Origin of the sequence: Proteiniphilum saccharofermentans, from assembly GCF_900095135.1 — a bacterium.
GTDB classification, from domain to species: Bacteria; Bacteroidota; Bacteroidia; order Bacteroidales; family Dysgonomonadaceae; genus Proteiniphilum; species Proteiniphilum saccharofermentans.
On the sequence record NZ_LT605205.1, the window covers coordinates 3826128 to 3839814 of the forward strand.

Below are 13687 nucleotides of genomic sequence, written 5' to 3' on the forward strand. Positions count from 1 at the left end.
TGTCAATCATTAACATGTATAACAATACGTTTGTATGAAGTCAAAGACGGAATTCCATTATCGGTCACTTCCAATATTAGATGAATAGTTCTACCTGCTTGATGTGGAGGGATTACTATACTACAATAACTTCCATCTGCGCAATAATCTACTGACATACAATCGGTATTACTTATTTCGTTATAGAAAAACCAGCAGAACGATAAAGAATCTCCATCCGGATCATACGTTCCTGTAGTTTTAAAAGTTAGTTTTTCTTCTCCATCCGCTTTTATTTCCAATGCCTGTTTTCCAGAAATACCATTAACGACTATTACTGGGTTATGATTTGCATTATCAAATGGTTCAACACACCATTTTAACCTTGTCATAAAATCATGTTGAAATGAAGGCCTCCATCTTGAAACTGTATGTCGTTCATTAAGTGTGCCATTCAAAAAATCTTGTGCATCAGTATAAAGGTGATTACGCAACAACCTATACCGTCCGCCCCATCCTCCCCAATCGGGTTTTTCGGGAATATTTAACCCGTTTTGAATCAAACCGAGAAATGATGGGGAGTCACCTTCCTTCATTCCATCTGTACCGTGCCCATCCAACGGATAACAATCACTTAAAGCTCCATGTCCGTGAATACTTGTTTTAACCCATTCTCTATTTTGAATTGATGTGTTACCTGTCATATACATCCCTCTGTAAACAGAAACTTCTCTTAGTCCAAAATTATCGGGAAACATATATCCACTGGCAATATAACGGATATTTCTAAAATTATTTATTATCCAATTACGATGCTTATCCTGATCTCCAATTGCGTAAACTTGTATTTTTTTGATAAATTGCCTAACTTCCGCTTCTGTTCTTATTTCTTTTACATTCCAGAGAGCTTGAGCCAATTCACGTTGTCCTCCCCAAATTAAAATATGTATTGTATTTTCTGCATTATCGATTGTTTCAATTATAAAATCAGATGCCTCTGATTCATAACCGTCTCCAATATTAAATTGATCACCTTGCCCATTTTTAACTATTGAAGTCAAGTAATCTGGAGAAAGAAAATTTGAAGAATGAAGTAACAAATTAGGATATACCGAACGGTATGCTTGAATTTGTTTATATATAAGTTCCGGTTTTGTATCTTGTCCATGTCCGAGACGACTGGTGGCACAAATAGCTTTTATATTTAAATAATCTGAATAGAGTAGCAATCTCACCAAACTTTGTTCATCGTCTGTATCACCACCTATGTCAGTAAGAACTATTACTTTGGGGTTTTCGTCAGCATTACTCAATAATGCAGATAGGATAAAAATAAATATTAAAAAAAATATTTTCATAATTCATTTTATTTCTACTTTGACAGATTCGGATTTTACATAAGATATGCACTATTAATGTCCTGTTGTCGTCGAATATGTCGGTGAATGATCTTATGATACAGCTGTTCATCAGTCATTTGTTTATAGAAATATAATCTACCAAAGTAGAGTTAATATTTTATCAAAAATAATTTATTCCGAAATATCCAAAAACTTCGAAAGATATGTTGTAAAACATTATTTACTCATATATATATAATTAACTGTATAACAGCATTATGTATTACAAAGAGCACCCGATTGGCGTTTCGAAATATTTCGAAAAATTGTTCTATCTCCCGTTGCCTCTTAATTCGTCCAGAAACCACCTTGCAAAAATGATAACCTACAGGGCCGGAACCACCCGACCAATAATCTAGCACCCTACTATAGCGGGGGGGGGGGGGATGAGATCAGGTCGTTAATAAAGGCGGGATAACAAACTCCCGGTTGATCTGATCCCGGCCATAAAAAAAGAGCTAAACATCATTTTATCCAATTTTATTGCCTTATTGATATGAAGCGATATGAACCTTAATATTCCTACTTGTCAATTCAGATATTATTTTGGGGGGTATGTCTTCGTCTGTAACAATTGCGTCAATATCTTTCACTTGCGCTATAAATGCAAAACTTCTTTTGTCAAACTTGGAAGAATCAAATACAGCAATAGATTCTTTTGCCATGGATATCATCGTTTGATTAATATTTGCCTCTTCGAGATTGGGTGTAGAAATACCCTTTTCTATCGAAAAACTGTCGACACCCAAAAAGAGCTTGTCACAATAACATACTTTCAATACAGATTCAGCCAAAGGGCCAACGATCGACAGAGAGGATTCTCTCAGGTGACCACCTAATAAGATAACATTAAATCTGTCATATTTAGACACTTCCAATGCAATATCTATCGCATTGGTCACTACAGTGAGGTTATGGAATTTATGCAGATTTTTAGCAATTTCCATGGTCGTTGTCCCAGAGTCTATAATAATAGTCTCATTCTCATTAATCAATGATGCAGCTACACGTCCAATCGCTCTTTTCTGTTTATAATAGAAGAGCCTTTTTGCCTCTACACGCGCATCATTACCGTCAACCGTCGACGGTATACGAATTGCTCCTCCCCGGATTCTGAAAAGTAAATTACGTTTTTTTAAAATTTCTAGATCCTTCCGTATAGTCACCTCCGACAAGCCATACCTTTCGCATAGTTCCGAAATCATCACCCTCTCTTTTTGATTAAGTATCTGGATGATATCAGCCCTTCTCTCGTTAGTTGAATAGTTCTCCATCGTTTTTTATTTGCAAATATAATACTTTTGCTTAGAAACGAAATATATTGAAAGACATATTAAATAAAATAGCTTATTTCGAAATATTTCGAAATAAAAATCAAAAATAAAATATAAATATAAATAGCTATTTATCAATTATTTAAAATGCATCCACCCGGATATATGTTTTACAACATACATTTGTATTATTTTGGATCTTTCGATTGAAACTAATTTTGATACAAGTAATCAAATCAAAATCAAGCGACAATATGAGAGCAGTTAATGAACATTTTTTCCAACCGCCATCAATGTCCTGCTGGTGATGTAAAAAAGATTATCAATATCCATATAGTCCAGGGGTCTGATCTATTTTCTCTTCAATAATCATATTTACTACAATAGAGTTCAAAGAAAGACTAAATATTTCATATAAATTTAAATAAAACATTCCATAAAAAATATCTATATGAAACTGAATTTTCCAATTGTGCTCACAAGTTTTTTAGCGCTCATATTTTTTACTACAAATTGCAAAAACAAACCCCATCAACACTCCGGATTTTATGATTCGACTGAATGGAAGGTTGTCGGTCCAGGCGGTGGTGGAGGGGTATTTAGTCCCACAATCAGTCCGTTTAATGACGACTTTGTGATTACTCATTGCGATATGACAGGTATTTATATTTCATGCGATGGAGGTAAGAACTGGAGTATGAAAAATCTTTGGAATGTTCCTGTTGATTTTGAGTTTGATCCAACTGATCAAAACACTTTATATGTGGCAACACGAGGATTTAGATACAGTGAAGACAGAGGTTCCGGATTAAGTCTGTTGTATCGGTCATCTAACAAGGGTGAAAGCTGGGAAATCATATACCCGGATGTTGGCAAAGCAAAAGAAGGCTTAGAACGATTACAGAGTTATGATTATCTTCCTTCAGATATTATTGATAATGCTATAAATGGAACAATAGATAAGGTTGTTGTTGACCCATCAGATAATAACAGAATATATTTAGGTCTTGCCCCACTGGAAGTGTATATATCACAAAGTAATTCTTCCCAGAATAGAGATTCCACCTTTATAGTTATTTCTGATAATAGAGGTGAGAGTTGGGAATTATTATCAACACTTCCGGGTAAGAGAATTAAAGCGATTTTTCCAATACGTAAAAGAGAAATGAAAGATATGATTCTCGTTTTTACTAACAATGGGGGGTTTCATGTTAACAAGATAACCGGAGAAGTAAAACAATTAAAATTGCCGATAGATAACTTAATTATAGTGGAAGGAGGAAAAGGAAAAGAAGGGAGTCTAATATATATTCAGTCAGCATTTATAAATGAAAATGGAAAATTTAGCGGAGGTATGTTTATATCTTCAGATCAAGGTGATACTTGGGAACAAATTAATACAGGAATTACTAAATCAATAGCAGATGGCACTGTACCTATTTTTCGTGAAGGATTGGCCGTTTGTGAAACTCAACCGAAAATCGCATATATTTCTTTTACATCTTCAGAAAAAAACAGAAATGGTGAAATTGAGCAAATTTACAACATTTATAAAACTATAAATTCTGGGAAAGAATGGGAACCTGTACTTAAGGCATCAACATCCGGGGGCTATATTACTAATAATTTCGAGGGTTCATGGATGGAAGAGAGCTTTGACCCAGGTTGGGGTGGAGCAGCCCTCAATTTAGGTGTTGCACCAAAAAATCCTGATATATGTTTTGCTGGTGATAATGGCAGAGCTTATAAAACAATTGACGGGGGGAAAAACTGGAAGCAGACTTACAGCCACAATCAACCTGATGGCTCTTATTCTAGCGGAGGATTAAATGTAACTACCTGTTATGGTGTACACTTTGATCCATTCGACAGTGAACACTATTTTATATGTTACACTGATATAGGACTATTCCATACATATAACAGAGGCGAAAGTTGGTTTCATTCTTTGACTAATATTCCCCATTCCTGGCAAAATACGTGTTATGATTTGAAATTTGATCCTGAAATAAAAGACAAGGTTTGGTCTGTTTGGGGAAATGCACATGATCTACCAAGGGAAAAAATGTTTAGTTTGAGAGGATTTGATCATTACAGCGGTGGTATTGCCTTATCAATAGATGGGGGTAAAACTTGGAGTAAAAGTAATAATGGAATGCCAGAAAACTCTGTCTGTACAAGTATTCTAATCGATCCATCCACTCCAGCAAATAAAAGAACTCTATATGTTACTGTGTTTGACAAAGGAGTTTACAAGTCTATAAATGACGGTCAAAACTGGATTGAAGTAAATAACGGCTTGAAAGATAACTTATATGCCTGGCAAATTCGCAGAAATACAAATGGTATCTTGTACCTGTTATGTTGTCGTGGCAAAAGCAGAGGGGAACAAATCGATGGAGTTTTGTACTATAGTGAAGATGATGCTGCCACCTGGAAATCTTTAGCTCTACCGGAAGGAGTGAATGGGCCTCATGATCTGTTAATTGATCAAAATAATGAACAAATAATGTACCTAAGTTGCTGGCCGAGAAAAACAACAAATGGTGATAAGAATGGGGGTATTTATAAGACCATCGATGGAGGATTAAACTGGTATCAGATATTTGATGAACGAGTAAGAGTAAATTCAGCCGCCACAGGTTACGAGAATTCAGATATAATTTTTATTAATACGTTTCAGGATGCAGCATACAGAAGTGACGATGCAGGTGAAAACTGGCTAAGATTAAATGGATACCGTTTTAAATGGGGACAAAAACCTATACCAGACCCTAATAATTCTAGAATGTTGTTTCTGACAACTTTCGGCGGTAGCGTTTTTTATGGTCCTGCAGAAGGGACTGAAAATACATTTGAAGGGATTGTAAATATGCCTGAAGATTGGTGGTAAGTAAAGCTGCTGATTAGTTCTAATCGATATATAATCATAAGGTTACTGGAGTACATTTTAGGTCGAAACATCTATGATAATGTAATTTACTTATAACAAACAATGAAAACTATATCATTACTAATCGTTACAATAAATTTATTAATGCCTTGTTGCAATAACAAGAAGTATATTCAAATTGCAGTAGATAATCCAGAGTTCAAGCCTAATACTGTCTTCTCTGGATCAGAAGATTTAACTTCTCCAAAGTTTAATCATCTAATTGAAAAATATCAGCTGGATACTGTTTTTCAGGGTGAAACAGATGAGTTAAGTCGTATCCTTTTATTACGCCACTGGATAAAATCTAAAGTTAGAATATCAGATTTTGAAGAAAGTTATCCCGGTGAAGGTGATGTGGAAAAAATGCTAGATTATGCATTATCCGGACAAGGCTACCATTGTGGACATTACATGAAAATTCAAAATGCAATAATGAATGCTTATGGTTATGTAACTCGTACTCTAGGCGCAGGTCCTGGCGTTAAAGGAGGTCCTGACGGATACCATGGAATTAATGAAATATGGCTGAATGACTTCAATAAATGGTTTTTATCCGATGCTAAATATGATCACCATTTTGAAAAAAATGGAATTCCACTATCAGCTATGCAAATTCGTGATGAATATTTGAAAAACAAGGCTGCTGAAATTGTTGTAGTAAAAGGACCAGACCGAATTATAACCGAGATTGACCCTGAAACAGGAACTAAACGCGAACGAAGAGCACAAACATATACTTGGGTAGAGTTTCATGGATATAATAATATGTTCACTGCCTGGCCGGCACATAAAGAAATGAATATTATGCAGGAAGATGATTTTACAAAAAATAATATATGGTTCAGAGATGGCAATCCTCACTGGGCATACGAAAAACCAGAGTACCGAAAGTGGGTTAAAAACAGAGATGACATTGAATGGACTCCTAATACAATAAATTCAAATGTTGAAATTAATAGGAATAAAGTTTCGATAAAACTAATGTCCAACACGCCAAATCTTAGTAGATATGAAATGAAAGACTCTGCTTCGGGGATTTGGCAACAGATAGGAGATTCAATTGAGATTAACTTAAATAAAAGTAGATACGTGCTTATTTTCCGTACTGCAAATATAGCTGGAGTCACCGGTCCAGAACACAAAATCATCCTATCTGAAAAGTAGTTGTTGAAAATCAGACATATCATCCATTAAAATAAAAACAATCCTAAAATAATTTTATCAACTCATATGTTTATAATTCCCGATAATTAAAAGTATGTTTATGAAAACTATTATTCCTATAAAGAAAATCTTTATTGAGACCCTAAGTTTTTCGAAAAAATACTTCGATTCTAACAATTTCGAAATATTTCGAAATATTTTTTTCAAAAAGGATAATTTTTAATACACTGATATTATGATCATTAACTAAATATAATGAAAACATGTTTTATAACAGATATTCCGATAGTTTCGAAAAAAATCAGTAAATTAATTTTGTGATATATTATCAAACAATTTAAATTGTATACTCTTATCTCATTATAGCATATAAATATCCCGAAGAACTTAAATTTTGTAAACCTAACGTAGGCGGGTTTTGGAGCTTACGAAAGTTGAATTCTAAATATGTCATATTCTTTAAAACTAATTTCGATTCTATTTCTGGTTCTATTATCTATTAAATCTTTTTCTCAGAATCCAGATAACCTTGTGATTGTAAAGCCAAAAGAGATTGACAAAGTACTCAACAATCCGGGGAAAGGCTTTATGACTTTTCAAAGATTTAATGGAGATGATTTGAATAGGGGAAGTTACTGGACTGAGGGTTATCCTATTGATTATCAGCAATTAGATGGCAATCTTACTAATTCGGACTATCCTTCAACAACGATTGCTTACTGGCGTGTTTATTGGAAATTTGTAAATCCTGAAAAGGATGTGTATCGATGGGATATGCTCGATAAGGCTCTAGAGATTGCAGAGAATAGGGGGCAAACGCTTTTAATACGAATTGCACCTTATGGAACCGGCACGGAAAGGGATGTCCCAAATTGGTATAGGGAAATGGTTGGACCAAATGTTGATTGGGAATACAATAATCCCGTAAATAAGTGGGTTGTGGATCCTGAGGATCCACGTTATGGGAAGTATTTTGGTGGATTTATACGTAAAATGGGAGAGCGATATGATGGTCACCCCAGTCTGGAAGCAGTTGATCTTTCAATTGTAGGAGCATGGGGAGAAGGAGCTGGTTCGGAACTGTTAAGTCAATCGGCCCGTGAGGAACTTGTTAATGCATATACCGATTCTTTCGTTAAGACTCCTTTGATAGCTTTATTAATGGACGAAAAAACGAATAAGTATGCTAACTCTAAAATTCCTGTGGGATGGAGGGTTGATTGTATTGGTGATTTGGGATTTTGGGCAAATGAACAAAACGGATGGACACATATGTATGACTTTTATCCCCGTGAAATCATTAATTGTGAAGTTCAAGACAGTTGGAAAAAATCACCCGTAAGTTTTGAAATATGCGGTACTTTTTTAACGTGGCGCGACAATCACGGTTATGGAAGGGAAGAAGTCAAGTATATTTTTGATCAGTCTTTAAAATGGCATATGTCTTCTTTTAATGCAAAATCCTCTCCAGTACCTGAAGAGTGGGAGGATTTGGTTAATGACTGGATAAAAAAGATGGGCTATCGTTTTGTTTTAAGAAGATTTACATATGCGCCTGAAATCAAACGAAATGGGAAATTATCATTTACTTCCTGGTGGGAGAACAAAGGTGTGGCTCCTTGTTACAAAGACTTTATTCCTGCAATAAGATTAACATCAGACGAGCATGAAGCAATCATGGTTGTTTCAAACTTTGATTTAAAAGAATGGCTACCAGGCGACATCGTCTTTGATAATGATGTTTTTGTTCCATTGGATCTTCCCTTAGGTTCATACAATCTTCAGATTGCCTTGGTTGACCGACTTGAACACAAACCTCGTATAAAACTTGCTTTCGAAGGTGAAGTGGAAGACGGATGGTATCAACTTGGTGAAATTAAAGTTATTAATTAATAGAAATGCTAAGGGTTGAATCAGAAAAAATAACAAAATTTCTATTCTTATCACTGGTCATATCTATTTTAAATTTCAATTATTTTTTAAATGAAAAAAAGATTTATGAAAAAAAAGATTTTCGCAACATTTATGACAGTATTATTTTTACTGGGAAATGTTTTTGCGCAGCGTAGTAGTACAATAACGGGAACTGTAACATCGGCATCAGATAATTTGCCTTTGCCAGGTGTCACAGTGGTCTTACAAGACTCTCCTACTGTTGGCACTATAACCGATGTGGATGGTGAATTTTCCCTTATGGTACCGGATGGCTCTAAGACTTTAGTATTTTCTTTCATTGGAATGGAAACACAAACAGTCAATATTACTTCATCAAAAGTCATAAATGTTATTATGGAAGCTTCTAGTGAAATGCTGGAAGAAATTGTTGTTACAGCCTTTGGTATTGAAAGAGAGAAAAAAGCTTTAGGATACTCTATGCAGGAGGTTAGACCGGAGGATTTAACCGAAGCCAGAGAGGTTAACGTTGCTAATGCCTTGAAAGGAAAAGTTGCTGGTGTTCATATTAATCCTTCTTCAGCTGGAGGGGCTGCTGGCTCTTCATATGTAAATATTCGGGGAAATAGCTCTTTGACTGGAGATAATAAACCGATGTTTGTTGTAGATGGTGTTCCCATAGATAATCAGACCATTGACAAACCCAATGATTTTGATGGATTTGATTTTGGGGATGGAGTTGGTAATATAAATCCGGATAATATTGCCAGTATGTCAGTACTTAAAGGACCTGCTGCAGCTGCTTTATATGGTTCCCGTGGCGCAAATGGAGTCATCCTTATTACAACAAAAACTGGTGTACTTAAAAAAGGAGTAGGAGTTGAATTAAACTCCAATTTTACTTTCGACACACCAAATGTTCATCCCACTTTTCAAAACACATGGGGTGGTGGATATGACGGGGACTACAATTCATTTGATACAAAAATTATAGACGGACAGGAAGTTTCAGTGTGGCCTGCATGGTTGATTGATAACTGGGGGGGACGTATGGACGGACGGCCCATTATGTATGAATATGCACCTGAATGGGGTGTTCAGCCGTATACAGCACAACCGACAGACAATATTGCAAACTTTTTCAGAACAGGAACTACATTTACTAATACAGTTGCCATCTCTGGAGGAACTGACAGGAATACTTTACGTCTTTCGCTTTCAGATATGAGAAATCAAAGTATAGTTCCAAATTCTTCCCTAAATAGACAAAGTGTATCTATAAGAGCTAACTCGCAGGTTTCTGAAAAATTATTTGTGGATGCGAAGGTAGATTATATAAGACAGGAAGGAAACAATAGAATTCAGAATGGTATAGCTCTTATAAATCTTCCATCAAGCCTAGGGGTATTGCCACGGAGTGTTGATCTTGAATGGATGAAAGATTACAGAAAAGAGGATGGACGAATGCAGAGTTATAAATCCGGATCACCTTATAATCCTTATTGGATAACCGAACGGTTCAAGAATAATGATGTAAGGGATCGTATCATGGGGTTTGTACTTACTAGTTACGATATAACTAACTGGTTGAGTATTCAGGGTAGAATTGGTACCGATTTTTACACTGACAAAAGATTTGCAATCATACCACAAGGTACACCCGGAGCGGCAAATATTAATGGCCAGGTAAATAATACAATGTGGAAGGTAAGAGAAGATAATAGTGATCTATTGCTTACAGCTTCTGGTAACTTATTTAGTGATTTGTCGGGTTCATTTCTTTTAGGTACTAACCATATGAATAGAGAGCAAGAGGTTGTAGGTATACGTGGAGAGAACTTGTCTATTCCTGAATTATACCATATAAATTTTGCAGCACAAAAATTTCCAAGAAATTACTATGAGAAAAAACAAACAAACTCGGTTTTTTTCTCTGGTCAACTCGGATACAAAAACTACTTATACCTTGATATAACAGGGAGGAACGACTGGTCCTCAACCTTAGGACTTAATAATCAGTCATTTTTTTATCCATCTGTCAGTCTGAGCTATGTATTCACCGAAACATTTAATACTAATACCGACTTTATTACTTTTGGGAAATTGCGTGCTTCATATGCGCAAGCAGGTAATGATGCTAATCCTTATCAAACAAAAGCCGGTTATTCATATGATGCTATTTCATTCAATGGACTAAGAATGGGGACAATAAATAGTACGATACCTCTGTTGGATTTAAAGAATGAATTAACTGAGTCATTTGAAATTGGTATGGATTTAAGTCTATTTAACAACAGATTGGGTATCGATTTTACCTATTATAATCAATCCACAACAAATCAAATTATACCAATAGAGGTCTCCGCTGCTACAGGATTCTCAAACAGGATGATTAATGCGGGTGAAATTCGAAATAACGGACTTGAATTAATGATTAACACCGTTATCCTGGATATGGGTCAATTCCGATGGAATATGGACTTAAATTTGTCACATAACAAGTCAAAGGTGGTTTCTTTAGTTCCCGGGATAGATAGCCACACTCTACTTGGTGGCTCGGCTACAATTGAGGCACGTGTTGGAGAGCCTTATGGTAACATAGTTGGATATAGAGTAAAAAGAAATGAGGCTGGTCAGGCTGTTGTAGATGAAAACGGAAAATGGCAAAGAGGTGATAATATTGAGGTCCTGGGAAATATCCAACCCGATTTTTTGGGTGGACTCACTAACACTCTCTCTTATAAAGGAATAACTTTAAGCGGAATGATTGACTTTAGAGTTGGGGGGCAGATATTTTCATTTAATAAATATGACCAAATGGCCAAAGGTACAGGCAAATTTACAGAAGCAAGAGCTCCTGAAGATTTAATTGTTGATGGCGTTATAGAAGATCCGAATGGTGATATTGAAGTTGGAGGTATAAAATATAGAAAAAATGATATTTCCTTGCTGCCTCATCAATATTATGCAGAACAAGGGCCTTGGGGCGAAATTTCTGAAACTATGGTCATTGATGCAGATTATGTAAGTTTAAGAGAGATTTCATTGGGATACACCTTACCTTCTCGTCTTTTAGAAAAAACATTCCTGAATAATGTGAAGATATCAATCGTGGGAAGGAACCTACTTTACTTGTATCGGGATCCTGAATTTAAGTTGATGGGAATAAGTCCTGAATCGGCATTCAACACAGAAGCATACGCACAAGGTGTTGAAGCAAGGGGGCTTCCTTCAACCAGAAGCATTGGTTTTAATTTATTTGTATCCTTTTAATCAATTTAATAATAAATATTATGCGAGAAAATATGATATTAAAAAAAATTGCAACTATCATTATTGTAGTTTTAGCAATAGGTGCTTGTACAAGTGATTTTGAGGAAATAAATACAAATCCGATATTAATCACCGATGATGTAATTAATCCATCAGTTATTTTTACAGGTGTATTAAAGAACTCAATATTTGCTTCTTACGGAGATACCGGCGGGATAATTGGCGAATTTTCACAGTATTTTGCAAGCGTATCCAGTGGAAATCTGCTTCGTCAATCAAATTACACTTCTCCTTTCAACTGGTATAGGAACTATGTGATAAATATTAATGAAGTGATCAGGCTTACTTCTGAAGACCCAAGAAAAAATGATCAAAATGCTATGGCAAGGATATGGAAAGCGTGGATCTATCACATGATGACTGACGCATATGGAGATATACCATATTCAGAAGCGGCTATAGGTGTTGATGCCATCAATCAACCTAAATATGACACACAAGAAACAATTTACACGGACATGCTCAATGAATTAAAACTTGCATCTGCCCAGCTGGGATCAATAGGTGATCAGGAATCGTTTGGTAATGCCGATATATTGTATAAAGGTGATGTGGATAATTGGAGAAAATTTGCTAACTCATTACGTCTACGATTGGCAATACGTGTTAGGTTCGCAAATGAATCTCTTGCTAGTCAACATATAAAAGATGTTATTAATGCTCCTCTTATTGATGAAAATAGTGAAAATGCATCCTTAAAGACTCTCCCACCAAGTGCATCAGAAAATGCATCGAATGTCAATTTCGTATATAACCATTATCAAACAAATATAACCCCAATGTATGTGGGATTTGCCATCACGGACGTTATGATTCCAACAGATGATCCAAGAATGCCTATTTTTTTCACTCCTTCTCAACATCCAGAAAGTCCATACCGTGGACGCCCCATCCAACTTACTCAAGAACAAAAAGTTCCTTACGAAGAAGTTGCCACCATGGGACCACTTTTAAAAGCAGATACATACGAGATAATCGTTATGAATGCTGCAGAGGTCTATTTCTTGAGGTCTGAAGCCGCATTTGCCAATATCACAAATGAATCAACTGAGAATTTATATATTACAGGAATAGAGCGATCTATGGAACAATATAATGTGGATGAAGCTGATGTTACTGATTTTTTGAATCACGAAAAAGTTGTACTTAATGGTACAAATGAAGAACAGTTCGAAAAAATTTCAACACAGAAATATATATCTATGTTCTTTCAGGGACATCAGGGTTGGGCAGAAATGAGAAGAACAGGTTACCCAAAAGTGTGGTTAGGAAATGAATTGGGAGTTATTGATTATATTCCCAGAAGATTTACATATCCAAATGATGAGTATCTTAAAAACGAATCGAATGTTAGCGCAGCGGCTTCTAACATTGGAGGTGATAAATTAGAGACAAGAGTTTGGTGGGATAAACGTCCCGGATTACCATTCAGGCATCCACTACAAGATGTTTTTCCTCCAAACTAATAATGATTTCATTAAACTTATTTATAACAACAATACCTAGGTAAATATTTATTAGACAATTAATATTCAGATATATATAAATATAGTTTATGTAAAGGAATATCCAAATGGGCTGGTATCTAGCAGCTTTAGGTGTATCAAAACAATAATGTGTTGAAAAGTATCAGCCTGTTTGACCAATATAAGGGTGTTTGTAATGAGTTATTGTGGAGTTACTAACTTTGCTGGGACAAAAAGTTAAGC

7 protein-coding genes are annotated in these 13687 nt (G+C 35.5%); 5 read left to right on the forward strand and 2 right to left on the reverse strand.

The window, feature by feature from the left end; all coding sequences use genetic code 11:
* Positions 1-2: 2 nt before the first annotated feature.
* Together PSM36_RS14900 and PSM36_RS14905 are read right to left on the reverse strand one after the other, a co-directional pair.
* Positions 3-1337: a DUF1593 domain-containing protein gene (locus tag PSM36_RS14900; protein ID WP_083711088.1), complete on the reverse strand. Its 1335-nt coding sequence runs from the start codon at positions 1335-1337 to the stop codon at positions 3-5.
* Between the two features lie 530 nt (positions 1338-1867).
* On the reverse strand, positions 1868-2653 hold the full coding sequence (locus PSM36_RS14905) for a DeoR/GlpR family DNA-binding transcription regulator (RefSeq protein ID WP_076931587.1): 786 nt from the start codon (positions 2651-2653) through the stop codon (positions 1868-1870).
* A gap of 451 nt (positions 2654-3104) precedes the next feature.
* Here PSM36_RS14905 and PSM36_RS14910 point away from each other — a divergent pair, with 451 nt between their 5' ends.
* From PSM36_RS14910 to PSM36_RS14930, 5 genes are all read left to right on the forward strand, one after another.
* On the forward strand, positions 3105-5546 hold the full coding sequence (locus PSM36_RS14910; protein ID WP_076931588.1) for a WD40/YVTN/BNR-like repeat-containing protein: 2442 nt from the start codon (positions 3105-3107) through the stop codon (positions 5544-5546).
* Between the two features lie 102 nt (positions 5547-5648).
* Positions 5649-6752 (forward strand): transglutaminase domain-containing protein, encoded by a 1104-nt coding sequence (locus PSM36_RS14915; protein WP_076931589.1) that lies wholly within the window; start codon positions 5649-5651, stop codon positions 6750-6752.
* Between the two features lie 447 nt (positions 6753-7199).
* Positions 7200-8645 carry a DUF4832 domain-containing protein gene (locus tag PSM36_RS14920; protein ID WP_076931590.1) on the forward strand — a complete coding sequence of 482 codons (1446 nt, stop codon included), beginning with the start codon at positions 7200-7202 and terminating at the stop codon, positions 8643-8645.
* Between the two features lie 105 nt (positions 8646-8750).
* Positions 8751-11918, forward strand: coding sequence for a SusC/RagA family TonB-linked outer membrane protein (locus tag PSM36_RS14925; RefSeq protein ID WP_076931591.1), 3168 nt, complete (start codon positions 8751-8753; stop codon positions 11916-11918).
* A 20-nt stretch (positions 11919-11938) separates the two neighbouring features.
* Positions 11939-13444, forward strand: a complete 1506-nt coding sequence (locus tag PSM36_RS14930) for a SusD/RagB family nutrient-binding outer membrane lipoprotein (protein ID WP_076931592.1) — start codon at positions 11939-11941, stop codon at positions 13442-13444.
* The last annotated feature ends 243 nt before the right edge of the window (positions 13445-13687 follow it).

What these genes read in the sequence shown, in the direction of transcription:
- PSM36_RS14900 (WP_083711088.1), bottom strand. Translation starts at nt 1,337, where the DNA reads ATGAAAATATTTTTTTTAATATTTATTTTTATCCTATCTGCATTATTG.
- PSM36_RS14905 (WP_076931587.1), bottom strand. Translation starts at nt 2,653, where the DNA reads ATGGAGAACTATTCAACTAACGAGAGAAGGGCTGATATCATCCAGATA.
- PSM36_RS14910 (WP_076931588.1), top strand. Translation starts at nt 3,105, where the DNA reads ATGAAACTGAATTTTCCAATTGTGCTCACAAGTTTTTTAGCGCTCATA.
- PSM36_RS14915 (WP_076931589.1), top strand. Translation starts at nt 5,649, where the DNA reads ATGAAAACTATATCATTACTAATCGTTACAATAAATTTATTAATGCCT.
- PSM36_RS14920 (WP_076931590.1), top strand. Translation starts at nt 7,200, where the DNA reads ATGTCATATTCTTTAAAACTAATTTCGATTCTATTTCTGGTTCTATTA.
- PSM36_RS14925 (WP_076931591.1), top strand. Translation starts at nt 8,751, where the DNA reads ATGAAAAAAAAGATTTTCGCAACATTTATGACAGTATTATTTTTACTG.
- PSM36_RS14930 (WP_076931592.1), top strand. Translation starts at nt 11,939, where the DNA reads ATGCGAGAAAATATGATATTAAAAAAAATTGCAACTATCATTATTGTA.